The 19,704-nt window shown below is 66.2% G+C and carries 17 protein-coding genes; 6 read left to right on the plus strand and 11 right to left on the minus strand.

Annotated elements, in window-relative coordinates; translation table 11 throughout:
- Window position 1 precedes the first annotated feature (1 nt).
- From glgA to DJ029_RS05645, 5 genes are all read right to left on the minus strand, one after another.
- A complete protein-coding gene (glgA, locus tag DJ029_RS05625) occupies window positions 2-1,429 on the minus strand; it encodes a glycogen synthase GlgA (RefSeq protein ID WP_232822991.1) in 1,428 nt (475 codons plus the stop codon).
- Window positions 1,426-2,694 (minus strand): glucose-1-phosphate adenylyltransferase, encoded by a 1,269-nt coding sequence (gene glgC, locus DJ029_RS05630; protein WP_112321392.1) that lies wholly within the window; start codon window positions 2,692-2,694, stop codon window positions 1,426-1,428. Before glgC ends, glgA begins: the two co-directional genes overlap by 4 nt.
- A 30-nt stretch (window positions 2,695-2,724) precedes the next feature.
- A complete protein-coding gene (gene glgB, locus DJ029_RS05635; protein WP_112321393.1) occupies window positions 2,725-4,932 on the minus strand; it encodes a 1,4-alpha-glucan branching protein GlgB in 2,208 nt (735 codons plus the stop codon).
- Between the two features lie 16 nt (window positions 4,933-4,948).
- Window positions 4,949-7,357, minus strand: a complete 2,409-nt coding sequence (locus DJ029_RS05640; RefSeq protein ID WP_112321394.1) for a glycogen/starch/alpha-glucan phosphorylase — start codon at window positions 7,355-7,357, stop codon at window positions 4,949-4,951.
- A gap of 151 nt (window positions 7,358-7,508) precedes the next feature.
- Entirely contained in the window at window positions 7,509-7,775 is a 267-nt protein-coding gene (locus tag DJ029_RS05645; protein ID WP_112321980.1) for a DUF2312 domain-containing protein, read from the minus strand.
- Window positions 7,776-7,924: 149 nt separating this feature from the next.
- Here DJ029_RS05645 and DJ029_RS05650 point away from each other — a divergent pair, with 149 nt between their 5' ends.
- Complete coding sequence (locus tag DJ029_RS05650) at window positions 7,925-8,134, plus strand: hypothetical protein (protein WP_112321395.1); 210 nt, start codon at window positions 7,925-7,927, stop codon at window positions 8,132-8,134.
- 42 nt (window positions 8,135-8,176) lie between these two features.
- Here DJ029_RS05650 and DJ029_RS05655 read toward each other — a convergent pair whose 3' ends face one another.
- Both DJ029_RS05655 and DJ029_RS05660 read right to left on the minus strand, forming a co-directional pair.
- Window positions 8,177-9,148: an alpha/beta hydrolase gene (locus tag DJ029_RS05655; protein ID WP_112321396.1), complete on the minus strand. Its 972-nt coding sequence runs from the start codon at window positions 9,146-9,148 to the stop codon at window positions 8,177-8,179.
- Window positions 9,149-9,196: 48 nt separating this feature from the next.
- The gene (locus DJ029_RS05660; protein ID WP_112321397.1) at window positions 9,197-9,967 is read right to left on the minus strand and encodes an alpha/beta hydrolase; all 771 of its coding nucleotides are present in this window, start codon (window positions 9,965-9,967) and stop codon (window positions 9,197-9,199) included.
- A gap of 115 nt (window positions 9,968-10,082) precedes the next feature.
- Between DJ029_RS05660 and DJ029_RS05665 the strand changes: the two genes are divergently transcribed.
- Together DJ029_RS05665 and thrS are read left to right on the plus strand one after the other, a co-directional pair.
- Window positions 10,083-11,144 carry a glycosyltransferase gene (locus DJ029_RS05665; RefSeq protein WP_198671067.1) on the plus strand — a complete coding sequence of 354 codons (1,062 nt, stop codon included), beginning with the start codon at window positions 10,083-10,085 and terminating at the stop codon, window positions 11,142-11,144.
- A gap of 81 nt (window positions 11,145-11,225) precedes the next feature.
- Window positions 11,226-13,181, plus strand: coding sequence for a threonine--tRNA ligase (gene thrS, locus DJ029_RS05670; RefSeq protein ID WP_112321399.1), 1,956 nt, complete (start codon window positions 11,226-11,228; stop codon window positions 13,179-13,181).
- A gap of 276 nt (window positions 13,182-13,457) precedes the next feature.
- Here thrS and DJ029_RS05675 read toward each other — a convergent pair whose 3' ends face one another.
- Window positions 13,458-14,879 carry a homospermidine synthase gene (locus tag DJ029_RS05675; protein WP_112321400.1) on the minus strand — a complete coding sequence of 474 codons (1,422 nt, stop codon included), beginning with the start codon at window positions 14,877-14,879 and terminating at the stop codon, window positions 13,458-13,460.
- 115 nt (window positions 14,880-14,994) lie between these two features.
- Here DJ029_RS05675 and infC point away from each other — a divergent pair, with 115 nt between their 5' ends.
- Both infC and DJ029_RS05685 read left to right on the plus strand, forming a co-directional pair.
- A complete protein-coding gene (gene infC, locus DJ029_RS05680) occupies window positions 14,995-15,654 on the plus strand; it encodes a translation initiation factor IF-3 (RefSeq protein WP_440589709.1) in 660 nt (219 codons plus the stop codon).
- Window positions 15,655-15,709: 55 nt separating this feature from the next.
- Window positions 15,710-16,603, plus strand: coding sequence for a lysophospholipid acyltransferase family protein (locus DJ029_RS05685; protein WP_112321401.1), 894 nt, complete (start codon window positions 15,710-15,712; stop codon window positions 16,601-16,603).
- Between the two features lie 26 nt (window positions 16,604-16,629).
- On the opposite strand, the gene DJ029_RS05690 is transcribed toward DJ029_RS05685, so the two are convergent.
- Together DJ029_RS05690 and DJ029_RS05695 are read right to left on the minus strand one after the other, a co-directional pair.
- Window positions 16,630-17,352 carry a DUF1223 domain-containing protein gene (locus tag DJ029_RS05690; protein ID WP_112321402.1) on the minus strand — a complete coding sequence of 241 codons (723 nt, stop codon included), beginning with the start codon at window positions 17,350-17,352 and terminating at the stop codon, window positions 16,630-16,632.
- 140 nt (window positions 17,353-17,492) lie between these two features.
- Window positions 17,493-18,383 carry an NAD(P)-dependent oxidoreductase gene (locus tag DJ029_RS05695; protein ID WP_112321403.1) on the minus strand — a complete coding sequence of 297 codons (891 nt, stop codon included), beginning with the start codon at window positions 18,381-18,383 and terminating at the stop codon, window positions 17,493-17,495.
- A 177-nt stretch (window positions 18,384-18,560) separates the two neighbouring features.
- On the opposite strand from DJ029_RS05695, the gene DJ029_RS05700 reads away from it, so the two are divergent.
- Window positions 18,561-19,310 (plus strand): SDR family NAD(P)-dependent oxidoreductase, encoded by a 750-nt coding sequence (locus DJ029_RS05700; protein ID WP_112321404.1) that lies wholly within the window; start codon window positions 18,561-18,563, stop codon window positions 19,308-19,310.
- A gap of 139 nt (window positions 19,311-19,449) precedes the next feature.
- Here DJ029_RS05700 and DJ029_RS05705 read toward each other — a convergent pair whose 3' ends face one another.
- Window positions 19,450-19,680, minus strand: a complete 231-nt coding sequence (locus tag DJ029_RS05705) for a hypothetical protein (protein WP_112321405.1) — start codon at window positions 19,678-19,680, stop codon at window positions 19,450-19,452.
- Between the last annotated feature and the right edge of the window lie 24 nt (window positions 19,681-19,704).

Raw genomic sequence — 19,704 nt, forward strand, 5'->3', positions numbered from 1 at the left:
GCTATCCGGTCAGTTGCGCGTAAAGCGCCGCGTAGTCGCGGGCCGAGGCGGCCCAGCCCACGGGGTGTTTCATGCCATTGCGCTGCACCCGCGTACATCCCGGCGTGTCGCTGTAAAGCGCGCAGAGGCGCTGAAGCCCTTCCTCCAGGCTGTCCACGCGCCCGGGCGCGACCACGATGCCCGTCGCCACGCCCGCGCGCAGGGCCGCGTCATTCGCGTCGATCACCGTATCCGCCAGCCCGCCGGTGCGCGCGACCAGCGGCACCGTGCCGTAGCGCAGGCCGTACATCTGGGTCAGCCCGCACGGCTCGAACCGGCTGGGCACCAGCACCGCGTCGCCGCCCGCGAACATCTGGTGACTGAGCGCTTCGTCGTAACCGATCTGAACGCCCACGCGGTCCGAGCGTTGCGCCGCCGCCGTGAACCCGGCCTCAAGCTCCCCTGCGCCGGTTCCGAGCAGCGCCAGCGCGCCGCCCGCGTCCAGGAAGGCGGGCAGCGCATCGAGCAGCAGGTCCAGCCCCTTCTGGTCCGTCAGGCGCGAGACGACGATCGCCAGGGGGCCCGGCGCATCGGCAAGGCCGAAGCGTTTCTGCAGCGCCGCCTTCGCCTTCGCCTTGCCGCGTGGGGACTTGTAATTGATCGCCAGCGGGTCGGTGGCGGGGGACCAGACCTCCTCATCAATTCCGTTCAGGATGCCATGCAGGTCCGCGGCCCGCGCCCGGATCACCCCGTCGAGGCCCATGCCGTAGTCCGGCGTCTTCAGCTCCCGCGCATAGGTGGGGCTGACGGTGGAGATCGCATCGGCGTCCACCAGCCCCGCCTTCAGCGCGCTGATGATGCCGTAGAACTCGAACCCCTCGCTGGTGAAGCGCTCGCGCGGCAGGCGCAGCTGGAACAACCGCTCGGGCGGGGCCGGGCCGTTGAAGGCGATGTTGTGGATCGTCATCAGCACCGGCACCCTGCGCCCGGCGGCGCGCAGGTAGGTTGGCGTGAACCCCGCCTGCCAGTCGTGCCCGTGGATCAGGTCGGGCACCCAGCCCCCTGCCCCATCCACCCCGATGCTCGCGGCCATGTAGCTCAGCGCTGCGAAACGCTCCGGGTTGTCGGGCCAGTCCTTGCCGTCGGGCCCGAGATAGATGTTGCCGGGGCGATCGAACAGGTGGGGCGCGTCCAGCACCAGCAGGTCCAGCGCGCCCAGCTTGCCCGACAGCAGCCACGCCGGGCCGCCGAACAGGTCGTCGTCGCTCAGCACCGGTTTCGCCCGCTTGCCCAGCGCCTTCATCACCGCCGGGTAGCCGGGGATCAGGGTGCGCAACTCCCACCCCTCGGGGGCCATGGCGGCAGGCAGCGCGCCCACGACATCGGCCAGCCCGCCGGTCTTGACCAGCGGCGCGCATTCCGAGGCGACGGACAGGACGCGTCGGGTCACAGGCCGGCTGCCCGCCGCTCGAGCATGTCCTGCGTGATCAGCACGACGCCGTTCTCGCTGACCCGGAACCATTTCCGGTCCTCGGCCATGTCCTCGCCCACCACCAGGCCTTCGGGAATGTGCACGCCCCGGTCCAGAACCGCATTCGTCAGCCGCGCGTTGCGCGCCACGTTGACGTAGGGCAGCGCCACCACCCGGTCGAGCGACGAGAAGGAGTTGGTGTGCACGCCGGTGAACAGCAGCGAGTTGCGCACCTCCGTCCCCGAGATGATGCACCCGCCCGAGACCATGGAGCTGATCGCCGTGCCCCGCCGCTTCGCCTCGTCATGGATGAACTTTGCGGGGGGCACGCTTTCGGAATAGGTCCAGATCGGCCAGTTGGTGTCCCACAGGTCCAGGTCCGGGGTGAAATCGGTCAAGTCGATATTGGCCTGGTGGAAGGCGTCCACCGTCCCCACGTCGCGCCAGTAGGCGGGGGCGTCCGGGGCATGGCGCACGCAGCTTTCGTCGAACTTGTGCGCCACCGCCTTGCCCTTCTTCACGATCTCGGGGATCAGGTCGCCGCCGAAATCATGGCTGGAGTTGGGGTCCTCGGCGTCCTTCAGAAGCAACTCGCGCAGGAAGGACCACTTGAAGACATAGATCCCCATCGATGCCAATGTCCGGGTGTCATCCCCCGGCATGCCCGGCGGGTTCGCGGGCTTTTCCAGGAACTCGGTGATGTTCAGCTTGTCGTCGATCGCCATGACCCCGAAGGCCGAGGCTTCTTCCCGCGGCACGGTCAGGCAGCCCACGGTCACGTCCGCACCGGTATCGACGTGCTGGCGCAGCATGATCTCGTAATCCATTTTGTAGATGTGGTCGCCCGCCAGGATCAGGATATAATCGACCTTGTAGTCGTCCACGATGTCTATGTTCTGCGTCACCGCGTCCGCCGTGCCGAGGTACCACTTGTTTTCCGCCACCCGCTGTGAGGCGGGCAGGATATCCAGGTACTCATTGCGCTCGGCGCGGAAGAAGGACCAGCCGCGCTGCATGTGGCGGATCAGGCTGTGCGCCTTGTACTGCGTGGCGATCGCCATCTTGCGGATGCCCGAGTTCAGCGCGTTGGACAACGCGAAATCGATGATCCGCGTCTTGCCCCCGAAGTACACCGCAGGTTTCGCGCGCCGGTCCGTGAGTTCCTTCAGGCGGGAGCCGCGTCCCCCCGCCAGCACGAAGGCCATCGTGCGATTGGTCAGGCGATGATTGGTCTTGGGTGTCATAAGTCCTCCCGCCGGATGTGCCGGTCTTCGCTATATTTTCTGTCGCAAGATCACCGTACTCAGGGGCGGCAGGGTTACCCCGGCCGATGCCGGCTGCCCGTGTGCGGGGCCCCCGTCAGCGGTCACGCCGCCCATATTGCCAATGTTGGTGCCGCCGTAGCGCTCTGAATCGGTGTTGAGCACCTCTTCCCACCTGCCGGACGTGGGCAGGCCGCAGACCCAGGCGGGCCGCTCGACCGGGGTCATGTTGCTGATGACCACGATCATAGGGTCCTTAGGGCCCGCACGCCTCAGCCAGGCAAAGACCGAGGTGTCGGCGGCGTTCGCCTCGATCCACTCGAAGCCCTCGGGTTCGCAATCGCGCGCATGCAGTGCCGGCTCCGCGCGGTAGAGGGTGTTGAGATCTCGCACCAGGTTCTGCATGCCCTTGTGCGGGGCCTGCTCCAGCAGGTGCCAGTCAAGCTGGGCGTTGTGGTTCCATTCCGCGCCTTGCGCCAATTCCTGCCCCATGAAGAGCAGCTTCTTGCCCGGATGGCCCCACATGAACCCGTAATAGGCGCGCAGGTTCGCGAATTTCTCGGCGCTGGAGCCCGGCATCTTGTTCAGCATCGATCCCTTGCCGTGCACCACCTCGTCATGGCTGATCGGCAGGATGAAATTCTCGGAATAGGCGTAGTGGATGCCGAAGGTCATCTGGTGGTGATGATGCTGGCGATAGACCGGGTCCTTTTCCATGTAGCTGAGCGTGTCATTCATCCAGCCCATGTTCCATTTGAACCCGAAGCCGAGCCCGCCCATGTCCACGGGCCGTGAGACGCTGGGAAAGGCGGTGCTTTCCTCGGCCGCGGTCAGGATGCCGTCCACTTCCCCGTAGACGGTTTGGTTCATGCGGCGGAACAGCGCGATCGCCTCCAGGTTTTCCCGCCCGCCGTGGATGTTGGGCACCCACTCGCCCTCTTTCCGGGAATAGTCGCGGTAGAGCATGGACGCGACCGCATCCACGCGCAGCCCGTCGACGTGGTGTTCCTCAAGCCAGTACAGCGCGTTGGAGACGAGGAAATTCGCCACCTCCGTCCGCCCGAAGTTGTAGATCAGCGTGTTCCAGTCCTGGTGGAACCCCTCGCGCGGGTCCGCATGCTCGTAAAGCGCGGTGCCGTCGAAGCGGCCAAGCCCGTGCGCGTCGGTGGGGAAATGGCCCGGCACCCAGTCCATGATGACGCCGAGCCCCTCGGTATGGGCGGCGTCGATCAGGTCGCGGAATTCCTGCGGCGGGCCGAAGCGGATCGTGGGCGCGTACATGCCGACGGGCTGATACCCCCAGGAGCCGTCGAAAGGATGCTCGCTGACCGGCAGCAGCTCCATGTGGGTAAAGCCCATGTCCTTGACATAGGCGACCAGTTCCTTCGCCATCTCCTTGTAGCTCAGGGGGCGGTTCCCCTCTTTCGCGACGCGCTTCCACGAGGCGAGGTGAACTTCGTAGATGCTGACCGGGGCGTCGACCTGCTGGCGGGCCTTGCGCTGTTTCATCCAGTCGCCGTCGCGCCAGCCGTAGTCGCGGATATCGCGCACCACGCTGGCCGTTTCCGGCGCGTGCTGCGCGCCGAAGCCGACCGGGTCCGCCTTCAGGGGCAGCAATTCGCCTTGCGCGCCGAGGATCTCGTACTTGTAGGGGGCTCCCTCGCCGACGCCGGGGATGAAGATTTCCCACACGCCCGTCGCGCCCCGCCGGCGCATCGGGTGGCGGCGCCCGTTCCAGGCGTTGAAATCGCCAACCACCGACACGCGCGAGGCGTTTGGCGCCCAGACGGCGAAGGAAGTGCCGTCGACGCCCTCATGGGTCAGCACATGCGCGCCGAGCACCTGCCACAGGCGTTGGTGGGTTCCCTCGCCCAGCAGGTATTCGTCCATCTCGCCGATCACCGGGCCGAACCGATACGGGTCCTCGAAGTCCCAGGAGCGCCCGTACCCCTCGCCATGAACGCGGTAGGGCTCGTCGCGCAGCGGGCCGGAAAACAGGCCCCGCGCCCCGGGCACCGGGGTCAGAAACTGCGCCTTGCCGCCGGGGCCGGTCACGGACAGGGTTTGCGCGCCGGGATCGAAGATGCGCACAACACGGCCCGCATCTGTATCATGCGGGCCCAACACCGCGAAGGGATCTGGGTGCGTGCCGCTGGCGATACGCTCAGCGTCCTCGGGTGTCAGGCTGGTATCCTCGAATGTCGCTTGCTGGTTGCTCATGGCTTCAAGCCTAGGGTCAGGAGGCCAAAACGCAAGTCCCGTCCCCGCGACGACTGCTGACCTGTCTGGTTTCCCAGACATCCGCCGCATAGCCGAGGATGGTGCGATCGGACGAAAACCACCCGGAGCGCGCGGTGTTGTGGGCGGCCATGCGCGTCCAGGCATCCCTGTCGGCGAACACGCCGTCCACCTCGCGGCTTTTCGCGTAATAGGCGGCGAAATCGGAACAGACGAGGAAGTAGTCGTGATGGCGCAGGATGCCCGCTAGGTGGCCGTAACGCTCCGGCTCATGCGGACTGAAGGTGCCCCGTTCCAGGTGTGCGATGGCTCGGGTCAGTTCGGGCGAGCCGGCGATGGCGCGCCCCGCGTGATCCTCCACCCCGCGCCGGGCCACGGCCTGTTCCGTCGTCATGCCGAACAAGAAGAAGTTCTCTGCCCCGACATGTTCGCGGATTTCCACGTTCGCCCCGTCCAGCGTGCCGATGGTCGGCGCACCGTTCAGCGCGAACTTCATGTTGCCAGTGCCCGAGGCCTCCTTGCCCGCGGTGGAAATCTGCTGGCTCAGGTCCGCCGCCGGGATCAGCCGCTCGGCCATTGTGACATTGTAGTTCGGCGGAAAGGCGACCTTCAGCCGCCCCTTCAGCGCCGGATCGCTGTTCACCACCACCGCCACGTCGTTGATAAGACGCACAATTTCCTTGGCCGTGTGATAGCCCGGCGCCGCTTTCCCGCCGAAGATCTTGACCCGCGGCGTCCAGTCCCGGTCCGGATCGGCGCGCATCGCATCCCAGAGTGCGATCACCTCAAGGATGTTCATCAGCTGGCGCTTGTACTCGTGGATGCGCTTGATCTGCACGTCGAACATCGCGTCGGGATCGACGCTGAGCCCCATCTCCGCGTTCAGCCAGTTCGATAGCGCAACCTTGTTGTCCCGTTTCGTCGCGGCGAAGCGCTCGCGGAAAGCGGCGTCCTCCACGTGCGGATCGAGGCCCTTCAGCTCTTCGAGGTCGGCCACCCAGCCCGCGCCGATGGTGTCGGTGATCAGGTCCGACAGGCCCGGGTTGCACGCCAGCAGCCAGCGGCGCGGGGTCACGCCGTTGGTCTGGTTCACGATCCGGTCCGGATGCAGCGCATGCAGTTCGGAGAACACCGTTTCCTTCATCAGGTCGGTATGCAAGGCCGAGACGCCGTTGACCTTGTTGGCCATGACGAAGCTCAGCTCGCCCATCTTCACGTCGCCGTGGTCGATGGTCGATTGGGTGCGCCCCTTCGCGGTGCGGGCGTGCCAGTCGTCGATCCGCTCGATGATGCGCATGTGGCGCGGCAAAAGGTGGCGCATCAGCCCCTCGGACCAACGCTCCAATGCCTCGGGCAGCAGGGTGTGGTTGGTGTAGTTCAGCGTCGCGCGCGACAGTTCCACCGCCTCATCGAATGGCAGGCCCTTTTCGTCGTGCAGCACGCGGACCAGTTCCGGCCCGGCAATGGCGGGGTGGGTGTCGTTCAACTGGATCGCCACCTTGGAGGGCAGCTTGCGGATATCGTCGTATTCGCTGTCGAAGCGGCGCAGGATGTCCCGGATCGACGCGGCCGAGAAGAAATATTCCTGCTTCAGGCGCAGCTCCTTGCCCGCCTCGGTCGTGTCATTGGGATAGAGGACGCGGCTGATGGTGCGCGCCTGCGCTTCCGGCTCGGCGGCGGCGTTGAAATCACCGTGGTTGAAACGCGCCAGGTCGAACAGTTTCGTCGGCTTGGCTGACCACAGCCTGAGCGTGTTGGCCCAGCGCCCCTGGTAGCCGATGATCGGCGTGTCATAGGCCCGCGCCAGCACCGCGTCGCCCGGCGTCCAAGTGCCCCGCTCCCCCTGTTCGGAGGTCTCGCCGTAGAAGCCGATCTCGTAGGAGGATTCCGCGCGCTCGAACTCCCAGGCGTGGGGCTGGGTCAGCCACGCCTCGGCCTGCTCGACCTGCCGCCCTTCGTGGAACGACTGCTTGAAAAGCCCGTGCTCGTAGCGGATGCCATATCCATACGCCGGGATCGCCAGCGTCGACAGGCTGTCGAGGAAACAGGCCGCCAGACGGCCGAGCCCGCCATTGCCAAGCGCGGCGTCGGGTTCGTCCGCCAGCACCGCGTCGAAGTCCTGGTCGAGCTGCGCGCAAGCCTCGCGCGCGGCATCGCCCAGGCCGAGGTTGACGATCGCATCTTCCAGCAGGCGGCCGATCAGGAACTCAAGGCTGAGGTAATACACCCGCTTGTGCTGCCCGGCATAGGTGGCGCGGGTGGCGGCGAACCACGGGTCCACGATCTTGTCGCGCACGGACAGGGACAACGCCATGCGCCAGTCCCGCAGGCTGGCGGTGCGGGGGTCCTTTGCGAGGGAATACTGAAGATGGCGAAGCATCTCCGCCTTGAGCTGGTTGGCATTCATGAGATTGCACCTTTAGCGGATTCAAGTCGGCACAGCGCCAGGTTCGGCGCAAGCGTCAACTCGGGACATATGCCGCCCGGCGCAAATATCAAAGCGAAAGCCGTGCTGAATCAGGTTGATTCGCGCCCCGGTGATGCAGAAATGTTAGCGCTCACATCCCGAGCGCTTCCTTGTAAAGCTCAAGAACCGCTTCTTCCTCAGATATTTCCGCGGGGTCCTTCTTGCGCAGGGCGATCACCTTGCGCATCACGCGGGTGTCGTAGCCGCGGCTCTTGGCTTCGGCCATGACTTCCTTCTGCTGGTCGGCGATGTCCTTCTTCTCGGCTTCCAGCCGCTCGAATCGCTCGATGAACTGGCGCAACTCCGCCGCGGCGACGCGATGGCTGTCGGCGGGGCCGTTGTCGTGTTCCTGGTCCATGATGTCCATTGGGGTATCCTCGTCGTGATTCTGCCTCAGAGAGCGACACTATGGCGGCGCACCGGCCTTCTGCAACGCCGGATTGGCGCGGGCCAGCGCGGCACAGACGCGGCTTGCGGCTTTGCCGGGGATCGGATAGCGCAAGCGCCATGACATGGCTCATCGCCTCTGGTTGCATCGTTACGCTGCTCGGCCTCGCCGGGCTGATCCTGTGTATCCGCAAGGCGGCCGCGCTGCGCGCGGAGCCGGACCCAGCCAAGCAGCGCGCGGCGATGCACGGGCTTGTCGCGCTCAACATGGGTTCGATGGGCGTGGCGGGGCTGGGCCTTGCCATGGTCGTGGTCGGCCTGATCCTCTAGCGCACCCGGCATCCCCTTCAGAAACGGCGCGCGATCCCCAGCTCAGGTGAGGCGTTCGTGCACCCAGTCCCTGATCCTTTTACTCACCACCGGGGTCAACCCGGGGCTGAGGATGTCGCCCGCGATCACGTGGTTCGAGCGATCGTCACCCGGCCCCGCGCTGAGCGGAAAAAGATCCACCGGCCCGCCCCATCTGGCCGCGACAGAGCGGGTCGCGGCGGCCGAGACGACCTCGTCCTTGTCGGAAAAGATGAACAGCGCGGGGATTTCGAAGCGGTCATACTCGACCCGTTCCGCCGCCGCGACGGCCGCCGCCAGCGGCAGCAGCGCGCTCGAGGGGTAGCGAGTCGTCCACCAGCGCGCATGCTCGGCACTGGCCGGTTCGAGGGTGCATTCATCCCCCAGCAGAACCGGAACGAAACGGCGCGCGAAGGGCAGCGTCAACAAGGACGCGCCGCGCCGTTGCAGCGCGAAATTGGGCGAGAGGAACACGACGCCTGCCACGTCAGCGGCATCCTCCTCCAAGGCCAGCGAAATCAGCGTGCCGCCGGTGGAGGTGCCCATCAGGATCACCCGCTCGCCGATGCGGCGGCCGATCTCCAACGCCTCGGACACGTCGTCGCGCCATGCGGCGACGCTCGCCTCCGCCATCGCCGCGCCGTCACGCCCGTGACCGCTGAGGCGGGTGAAGAACAGGTTCGCGCCCAGCGCGCTGGCCACCTCGTCGGGGACGGGGCGTACCTCCTCCAGGGTTGCGGAAAAGCCGTGGATATAGACCAGTGCAAGGGGCGTGCGCGCCTTGCTGGCCGGGTCCGCCCAAAGCACCTGCTTTTGCGCGCCGGGGCGCAGATCGCGCACCCGACCCTCCGCGCGGCAGAGATATCCGTCGATATCCGCGCCGATAGCGCCGGGATCGAACAGGCGCGGCCCGTCCGCCGGCTCCCTCGGGCCAAGAACCCACAGCACGACCAGCACGACCGCCAGCACAGCAAGAACGACAAGCGCGGTTGTCATACGCCCCCCTCCCCGGTCAGCCCCTGCAAGGAACGGAACCGGCCGTTGTCAGCCCTGGCGCGCGCTCACCTCCTCCACCGCCGCGACGATCTGATCGAGGCAGTCGGGCGTGGAAAAACGGTGATCGGCGCCCTTTACCAGCGTCAGCCGGATGTCGGGACCGCTTGCGTGCTCCAGCAGGGTCAGCGGCACGGACATCTTAACATCCGCATCCGCCGTGCCATGCAGAAGCCGCACCGGAAACGGCAACTCCAGCGGCGCGCGCAGGACCAGGTTCTTGCGCCCGTCCTCGATCAGCTTGCGGGTGATCACGTAGGGGATGTCGTCATATTCGGTCGGCAGCTCGATGCGCCCGTCGCGCACCAAGGCGGCGCGCTGGGCTTCGTCCGCCTCGGCCCACATGCTGTCCTCGGTGAAGTCGGGCGCGGCGGCGATGCCGACGACCCCAGCGATCTCCACCGCTTGCGTCTGCGCCAGCCGCAGGGCGATCCAGCCGCCCATGGAGCTTCCGACAAGGATTTGCGGCCCCTCGGTCAGCGCGGCGATGATCTCGGCCGCGTCGCGCACCCAGTCCCCGATGCAACCATCCTCGAACGCGCCGGAGGACGCGCCGTGGCCGGTATAGTCGAAACGCAGGAACGCGCGCCCCGTCGCCCTGGCCCAGTCTTCCAGGAAAACCGCCTTGGTCCCGGTCATATCCGACCGGAATCCCCCAAGAAATACGACGCCGGGCGTTTTTTTGCTGACCCTTCCGGGATTTGCTGTACTGTAGGCCAACAAACGCCCGTCAGAGGCATTAAAGAGGTGATAATCGAGCATGCTTCTCCGTCAGTCAGGCGGGGTTTCCCCGCAGGTAAGTCATGCCCCAGCCCCGCGCATTCTGCAACTCCTGCCGGAGTCGCCGGAAGGAACGGCAACCGCACGCACGGTCGCCGTGGCCAGAGCGCTCAAGGCGGCCGGGGGAGAGATGGTCATAGCCGGCGGGGATATCCACGCCGAGGGACGCTGCCGCCGCGCCGGGATCGATCACCGGCCCTTTTCCGGACAGCGCGCGAGCCTGTTCCAGCTGGGCAGCACGCAGGCCCTTCTGGATACCGTGCATCAGCGCGACCTCGCGCTTGTCCACGTTCATGGCTGCGATGCGGCCCTGGCCGCGAAATCCTTTGCCGAGGCAGCGAACCTGCCGCTGGTGATGACCGCCGAAACCCTGCCCGCGACGCATGGCTTCCTTGGCCGTCGGACGGCGCGCAAGTATTTCGCGGGCCGTCCCGTCATCGTGCGCTCGGACTACGCCGCCGCCTGCCTGTCCCGCGATTTCGCGGTGCCGGGGGATGCGATCCGGGTGATCCGCCCGGGCATCAGCATGCAGACCTTCGACCCCTCGCAAGTGACGCCAGAGCGCACCATCGCGCTGGCGCGCAGCTGGGGCCTGGCCGATGATCCGCGCCCGGTGGTGCTGATCCCGCAGGCCCGCAGCGACAGCGCCTGGCTCAACTGGATCATGGCCGCCGCCCATGCCGACGGCGCGCCGGACGTGGCCTGGGTGCTGATCGGCGACCCCGCCCCGCACGACAAGCGGGCCGACCCGGTCGCGCCCGCGGGGCAGCCCGCGCGGGTGCGTTTCGTGAACGAATGCGACGACTGGCCCGCCGCCTACAAGCTGGCCAGCGTCGTGTTGTCCCTGCCCGCGACGCCGCCACTGCTGTGCGAACACGCGCTTCAGGCGCAGGCGATGGGCCGCTCGGTCATCACCACCGACAACGGCGCCGGGGCCGAGGCGATACAGCCGGGCAAGACGGGCTGGCTGGTGCGCCACCGCGACCCCGGCTCGCTCAGCTACGCGGTTGCCGCCGCGATGGAACGCGACGAGGTGATCGGCCGCGCAATGGACATGGCCGCGCGCAATTTCATCGCCAGCCACTACAGCGAGACGGCGATGCAATCCGCCACGCTCGACCTCTACCGCGAGGTGCTGGCGCAGCGCGCCCCCTCTTGACAGCCGCGCCCATTGGCGTAGTGACGGGTCCAACCGTAACCGGGCGTTTCGTAGGCGCCAAACCATGGAAAGGACCCCGTCATGGCCGACGGCTCTCAAATCTCCATTACCCTTCCCGATGGCGCATCGCGCAGCTACCCCGCAGGGGTGACTGGCGCGGACGTGGCCGCCGATATTTCCAAATCGCTTGGCAAAGCCGCCTTCGCGGTGAAGATCGACGGCACACTGAGCGACCTGTCAAAGCCCATCGAGGCTGACGCCGCGCTGGAAATCGTCACCGCGAAGGATGACGCCGCGCTGGAACTCATCCGCCACGACTGCGCCCACATCATGGCCCGCGCCGTGCAGGAGCTCTGGCCCGATGTGAAGGTCACCATCGGCCCGGTGATCGACAACGGCTTCTACTACGACTTCGACCGCGCAGAGCCCTTCACCCCGGAGGACCTGGAGGTGATCGAGAAGAAGATGCGCGATATCATCAACCTGCGCGATGCCGTCCGCACCGAGGTGTGGGACCGCGAGCGCGCCATCGCCCATTACGAAGCGATGGATGAGCCGTTCAAGGTCGAACTCGTCGGCATGATCCCCGAGGGCGAGCCGATCCGCATGTACTGGCACGGCGAGTGGCAGGATCTGTGCCGCGGCCCGCACCTGGCCCACACCGGTCAGGTCCCCGCCGACGCCTTCAAGCTGATGAGCGTCGCGGGCGCCTACTGGCGCGGCAATTCCGACAACCCGATGCTCCAGCGCATCTACGGCGTCGCCTTCCGCAACAAGCAGGACCTGAAAGCCCACCTGACCATACTGGAGGAGGCCGCCCTGCGCGACCACCGCAAGCTGGGCCGGGAAATGCACCTGTTCCACATGCAGGAAGAAGCCCCGGGCCAGATCTTCTGGCACCCCAATGGCTGGACCCTCTACACCACGCTGCAGGACTACATGCGCCGCCGCCAGCGCGACGGCGGCTACGTCGAGGTGAACACCCCGCAGGTGGTGAACCGCCGCCTGTGGGAAGAGTCGGGCCACTGGGAAAACTACCAGGAGCACATGTTCATCGTCGAAGTCGACGAAGAGCACGCGCGCGAGAAATCGGTCAACGCGCTGAAGCCCATGAACTGCCCCTGCCACGTACAGATCTACAACCAGGGCCTGAAGTCCTACCGCGACCTGCCCCTGCGCATGGCCGAGTTCGGCGCCTGCAACCGCTACGAACCCTCGGGCGCGCTGCACGGCATCATGCGTGTGCGCGGCTTCACCCAGGACGATGCGCATATCTTCTGCCGCGAGGACCAGATCGAGGCGGAATGCGCCCGTTTCATCGAGTTCCTGTCCTCCGTCTACAAGGATCTCGGCTTCGAGAAGTTCGAGATCATGTTCGCCACCCGCCCTGAAAAGCGCGTCGGCACCGAGGAATCCTGGGACCGCATGGAAGCCGCGCTGGAAGCGGCAATCCGCAAGACGGGCCACGAGTACACGCTCGACCCCGGCGAAGGCGCTTTCTATGCGCCCAAGCTGGACTTCAAGCTGACCGACGCGATCGGCCGGGTCTGGCAGTGCGGCACCTTCCAGGTGGACCCGAACCTGCCCGAACGCCTCGGCGCGACCTACGTGGGCGAGGATGGCGCGAAACACCGCCCCTTCATGCTGCACCGCGCGACGCTCGGCAGCTTCGAGCGTTTCATCGGCATCCTGATCGAGAACTACGCCGGGAAATTCCCGCTGTGGCTGGCCCCGCGGCAGGTCGTCGTCGCCTCCATCGTTTCGGACGCGGACGACTACGTGCATGAGGTGGTCGCCAAACTGCGCGCCCTCGGCCTGCGCGCCGAGGCGGACACCCGCAACGAGAAGATCAACTACAAGGTCCGCGAACACTCCCTCGGCAAGGTCCCCGTGATCCTCGCCGTCGGCGCACGCGAGGTGGAGGAGCGCACCGTGACCCTGCGCCGCCTTGGGGAAAAGCAGACCCAGGTGCTGCCCCTTGACGAGGTCGCCGCAAGCCTGGCCGCGGAAGCCACACCGCCCGACCAGCGCGGCTGAGTACAGGCAAAGGGTGAGTCGGGCCGGGTCAAGGGGGCGTCAGCCCCGCCTGGCACGGGCGGCTTGCCCTTGACGCGGCGCGACTCGCCCCCACGCTGGGGCAGGACCGGACCAGGGGTGCGGTCCTCTCAGCGCCATGCTCTAACGCCCTGAAAGCCGTACCGGGCCAGACGGTCATCGACAAACCCGCCCCCAAGGGCCAACGGGCCCCGCCCGCGCCGCAAGGCGGGGTGGGGGGAATCTCTTGCGGCCCCCCGCAGGGGCCGCGCCGCTGGATCAGCTGGCCAGGATGTTGCGGAACTGCCAGGGATCCTCGGTATCGATGTCCTCGCGGAAGCGGTCCCAGCGGGCCGAAATCGGGGTCCAGTCGGTGTAATGCCCCTCCACCGGGCCGAGGTAGGGCTTTTGCACCTCCAGGCAGCGGGCGTGGTCCATCTCGTCAGTTTCCACGATCCCCGCCTCGGGGTTCTCCAGCGCCCAGACCATGCCGGCCAGCACGGCCGATGTGACCTGCAACCCGGTCGCGTTCTGGAATGGCGCAAGCTCGCGGGTCTCCGCCATCGACAGGCGCGAGCCGTACCAGTAGGCGTTCTTCTCGTGCCCGAACAGCAGCACGCCCAACTCGTCCACCCCCTCGACGATCTCGTTCTCGTCGAGGATCTTGTGCGTCGTCTGCATCTCGCCCGAGCCGAAGCACTCGTGCAGCGACAGAACGGCCATGTTCGAGGGGTGGTAGGCATAGTGGCAGGTCGGGCGGTACTCCGGCGTCGCCCCCTCACCCACTGTGTAGTAGTCCGCGATCGACACAGCCTCGTTATGCGTCACGAGGAACCCGTACTGCGGCCCCGGCGTCGGGCACCAGGTGTGTACGCGGGTCAGCGCGCCGGGGTGGTCCATGAAGATCGCCGCCTGGCAGCCCGTTTCATGCCCGGTCGCGTTTTCCGGCATCCAGCGCTCATGGGTGCCCCAGCCCAGTTCGGCTGGCTGGAAGCCCTCCGCCAGGAAGCCTTCGACCGACCAGGTGTTCACGAAGGTGCCCATCGGCTTGGGATAGCTCGGCGCCTGGGTGTCGCGCTCGGCGATGTGGATGCCCTTCACGCCAAGGTCGCGCATCAGCATCGCCCAGCCTTCGCGGCTGGCGGGCACGGCCACGTCGCGGCCAGTGTCGCGCGCCAGGTTCAGAAGCGCTTCCTTCACGAACCAGCTGACCATGCCGGGGTTCGCGCCACAGCAGCTGACCGCCGTTGTCCCGCCCGGATTGGCCCGCTTTTCCGCGCGCACGGTTTCGCGCAGGGCGTAGTTCGTCCGCTCGGCCGGGGCCAGGGTGTCATCGAAGTACCAACCCTTCCAGGGCTCGATCACCGTATCGATGTAGAGCGTGCCGAGCTTCCGGCAGTGGCGCATCATGTCGAGCGAGCCGACATCGACCGAGAGGTTGACGCAAAAGCCCCCCGGCGCATCCTTGAAGAAGCTGTCCAGAACCTCGCGGTAGTTGTCGGGGGTGATTTCGATCCGGTGGTACTGCACGCCGCGCTGGCGCAGGAAGTTGGCGTTCGCGTCGCTCGGGTCGACCACGTGGATGTTCTTCGCGTCATACTCGAAATGGCGCTCGATCAGCGGCAGCGTGCCCCGTCCGATGGAGCCGAAGCCGATGATGACGATAGGGCCGTCGATACGGCCATAGATGGGATAACTCATGTGGACCGCTCCTTTGCGATTCGGATCTTTTGCCGCCCTGATATGCGATTCACCGCCCCGCAGGCCACGGAGCGGCCAAAATTCGTACCAGACAGCGGCGCACGGCCCCCGCACCGTGGCAATCACCCTTTCAAAGCCCGCCGGAACGAACTATATTCCCGTCCGGGCGCAACCTTTTGCGCCCATAATTCGTTATTCGATACGGAAACAACAGAAGGATGCTTCGGCCATAGCCCGCAGACCACACCAAGCGCCCCCGACGCGCGACGACGGACCCCGAGTCAATCGCCGGATCCGTGCCACGGAAATCAGACTCATCGGTGCCGAAGGTGAGAACCTCGGCGTTCAAACCCCATCCCGCGCGCTTGAACTCGCAGAGGAGGCCGGCCTGGACCTGGTGGAGATTTCGCCAAACGCCAACCCGCCCGTCTGCAAGATCATGGACTTCGGCAAGTTCAAGTACGAACAGCAGAAGAAGGAATCCGAGGCGCGCAAGAAGCAGAAGATCATCGAGGTCAAGGAAGTGAAGTTCCGTCCGAATACGGATACCCACGACTACGACGTCAAGATGCGCAACGTGGTCCGGTTTCTCGAGAGTGGCGACAAGGTCAAGGTCACCCTGCGTTTCCGGGGCCGCGAAATGGCGCACCAGGAACTTGGCCGACGCCTGCTGGAACGTGTCGCTGGCGACACCGCCGAATTGGGTAAGGTCGAGTCGATGCCCAAGATGGAAGGCCGTCAGATGGTCATGATGATCAACCCGCTGAAGAACTGACGTCACAACGGGCGCCGCGCCCGACCCCGAGGGGCGCGGCAGCAAGGAAATCACCATGTCCGGACAAAGCCTGATCGGGGACTACCTGGAAAACCTGCCGCTGCGGATCGCCGACCAGGCGACCCGCCCCCTCAGCCCCGCCGCGCGCGGGGCTTTTGCCGCCTGGGCGGCGCGGCGGATCATCCTGAACACCCCTGCCCTGCGCCGGCGCATCACTGACAACCTGGACCATGTCTGGCCCGACCTTCCCGCCGCGGAACGGGCGCGGATCCTGCATGCCAATGCCGGCAACGTCGGCCGCGTCTTCTTCGAGATGCGTCGCAACACCCGCATCATGGCCGCCGCCGCCGCCGGCGAGATCCCCGTCACCGGGGACGAGGGGCTGGCCGCGCTGCGTGCCGCCAAGGCCGATGGGCGCGGCGCGCTGCTGGTGTCGGGGCACTACGGCCAGTGGGACGCCGCCCGCGCCGGGATGAAGGCGCTGGGGATGGAAACCGGCGGCATCTTTCGCGAGCACAACAACCGCTTCTTCAACGCCGATCAGATCCCCCAGTTCGAGGCTTGCGGCAAACCGCTGTTCCCGAAGGGAGCAAAGGGCATGCGCGCGATGATCCGCCACGTCTCTCGCGGGGGGTTCGCCGCCGTGATGCTCGACCAGAAGGCCTTCGACGGTGAGCGGATCGACTTCCTCGGGCAACCGGCCTGGACCGCGACGGGCCTTGCCGCGCTGGCCCTGAAGCTGAAGCTGCCCTTCGTCCCCGCCTATGGCATCCGCCAGCCCGACCAGATCAGCTTCCGCGTCGAAGTGGAGCCGCCGATCCCCCATACGGACGCGGTGACCATGACCCGCGCCGCCAACGACAGCCTGGCCGCGCGTGTGCGGGAATGCCCCGAGCAATGGTACTGGCTGCATCGCCGCTGGGCGGAACCGAAGGACCGCCGCCGCTAAGCGTCCCTGCCCGCCGAGGCGGGCTCTCAGTCGGTCTGTGCCGCGGCGATCACCGGCCCGGCGGTGCCGCTTTGCAGGAACACGACGGCGGGGCCGTCCACACCGGCCATGATCAGCGTCTTGTCGGATTTTCCGTTCCAGCGCCCGGCCAGCGAAAGGTCGGTGACGACATTGTGGTAGGTGATGGTGCGCCCGGCATTCTCGCCCTTTTCGATCGTGACATCGATCCGGGGGCGGATGCGGGCCAGCATGACGCTGGTGTCCATCGCCGCGCCGCTGCCCCGAATGAGCGTGACGACAAGGTCGCCGCCCTCCGCGCGCAGCACGATCTCGGCCAGGTTGGGCGCGGCGGCGTGCGCCTCGATCCGGCGGGTGACGATCGGTGCGGCGCTGCCGATCAGGCTGTCGCTGCCCTGGACGACGATTTCCGGGGTGAAACTGCCGCGCAGGCGTCGCTTGATGTACTGGCGATCGACGCGGCTGGAATAACTGCGCTGACGCTCTGAAAAGGCGGGCTGGGCGAAGGTGTCCTTCCAGCCGAGGTAATCCCAATAGTCCACGTGATAGGCCAGCGCGACGACATCCGGACGCTCTGCGAGTTCGCCCAGAAGCTTGTCCGCGGGCGGGCAGCTCGAACAGCCCTGCGACGTGAACAACTCCACCAGCACCGGGGATCCGGCCCGGCCCGCTTGCCCGTAAACCGACACCGCGAAAGCCGCTATCGCAACAAGCAACAAGGATCTACGCATTCACCACCTGCTCTTTCCTGTCGCTTTCCCCTACCCCGGCGGCACGCTCAAGACCAGTAAACCTATTGCGAGCCGTTTCTGCCAGAGGCGTGTTCAATCGCAACACGCGCACTGTGTGAACAGGGGCAGGAAGGCCACGCTCAGCGTTTCATCCCGTTGCGCGCGGCGACATAATCCACCAGGTGCGGCACGTAATCCTGCGGCCCGCCGCCCCCCGCGGAAACCGCCAGTGCGAAACTGTTCTTCGCGGCGTTGCCTACGGGGTTCGCGACATTGGCCGCCCCCGCCATGCTTTCCAGATAGCCGAGATCCTTCAGCGCGTTGGTCAGGGTGAACTTGTGCGCCTCGCGGTTGCCCTCCACCGCGTAGCCCATGAATGTCTGGTAGAAGCCGCAGTCCATGCGGCTGCCCCGGATCACGCTGTCGAAGCGTTCGGTGGTGATGCCGACCTTTTCGCCCAGCGCCAGCGCCTCGGAATAGAGCGCCGCGTAGCCGAGGCTGAGAAAGTTGTTCAGCAGTTTCATCTTGTGCCCGTCACCCACGGGGCCGATGTTGACCATCGGGCCCGCCCAGCAGCCGATCACCGGCTCCAGCCGCTGGTAGATGGCCGCGTCCGCCCCGACCATCGCCGCCAGCTCGCCCGCCTCCGCCTGGACGGGGGTGCCGCCCAAGGGCGCGTCGGCCAGGTGCAGGTCCTTGTCGCGCAACATCCCGGCAAGCTTTAGGGTCGAGCTCGGATCGGAGGTCGAGCAATCCACGATGACCCCGCCCTCGGCCATGGTCTCGGCCAGTTCGGCCACGATCGCCTCCACCTGGGGGGAGCCGGGGGCGCAGATGAAGACGATGCTCGACACCGCGCCGAGCGCGCCCAGCGTGTCCGCCTCCCGCGCCCCGCGCGAGACGAGGTCCTCGACCGGGGCGCGGTTGCGATGGGCGATCACCGTCAGCGGGTAGCCCCCCGCCAGAAGGTTCTTCGCCATGCCGTGGCCCATAAGGCCGACGCCCACGAATCCGATGGTTTCCTGCGTCATTTTAAATGCTCCCGTGATCCCTGTTCCCGCGGTTGTGCCCGCAAAGCCGCCGATACGGCAAGCCCCCCGCGCCCGTTCGCGCGGCAGGCTGCGCCGACGCGGGGCATGGCGCAGCCTTGCCCAGCCAAGGGATCCGTGCAAGCACGGAGCGTCAGGAAATCGCGAAAAGGAACAGCCATGACCGAGTTTGCCACCTACCCTTCACTGCGCGGCAAAGCCGTTCTTGTCACCGGCGGCGCGTCCGGGATCGGCGCGCTGACGGTCGAGGCATTCGCCGCCCAGGGCGCGCGCGTGGCGTTCCTGGATCGTGACGCCGATGCAAGCGCCGCTGTGTCCGACGCCACGGGCGCAGCGCATGCGCTGTGCGATCTGCGCGACATTCCAGCCATGCAGGACGCCATCGCCGGTCTGGCCGAAAGCTGCGGGCCGTTCACCGCGCTGGTGAACAACGCCGCGCGGGACGACCGGCACAACTGGGCCGAGGTCACCCCCGATTACTGGGACGAGCGGATGCACACGAACCTGCGGCACATGTTCTTCGCGATCCAGGCCGTGGCCCCCGGGATGATCGCGGCGGGGGGCGGCTCCATCATCAACCTCGGCTCCAACAGCTGGTGGGAGGCGGGTGGCGGGTTCCCGGCCTATACCACCGCGAAAGCGGCGGTCCACGGCCTGACCCGCACCATGGCGCGCGACCTTGGCGGCCACCGTATCCGGGTCAACACCGTCGTGCCGGGCTGGATCATGACCGAGCGGCAAAAAGAACTCTGGGCCACGCCCGAGGCATTGGAGGCGCACCAGAAGCGCCAGTGCCTGCCGGACCTGATCGACCCGGTCTATGTCGCGCGGATGGTGCTTTTCCTGGCCTCCGACGACGCGGCGATGTGCACCGCGAACAACTACATGGTCGAAGCCGGATCGATCTGAGCGCGGCGCCAAACTTACTGATGAGGAGAACGAAATGCCCGGTTGGTCCCGGTCCGGATCGACTGCCGGAGTTGTATCCAACCCAATCAGAGCGTGGTCGATCTGATCATTCTAGATAATCGTAGAGATAAACAATCGACTATGAATTTCCTTCAAATTTACTCGAGTACACTTGGACCTTCCCTTCCTCGTTCATGGCTCGGAGAATAGGTTGCAGCTTATTGTGCAGCAACTCCACGTCACGCCGCATCGCGGCCGTATCCTTATGAATCTCTAGGATTGCCTCTGTCAGAATACGGAGTGCTTTATGTTGTGGCTGACCCAGAGACCTGATGGCTTCTAATAATTTAGCCTCAATATGGTCGCTCATTCGAACTCCTTTAACAAATTCAGA

The sequence above is a fragment of the Oceanibium sediminis genome, assembly GCF_003265325.1.
GTDB lineage: Bacteria > Pseudomonadota > Alphaproteobacteria > Rhodobacterales > Rhodobacteraceae > Halovulum > Halovulum sediminis.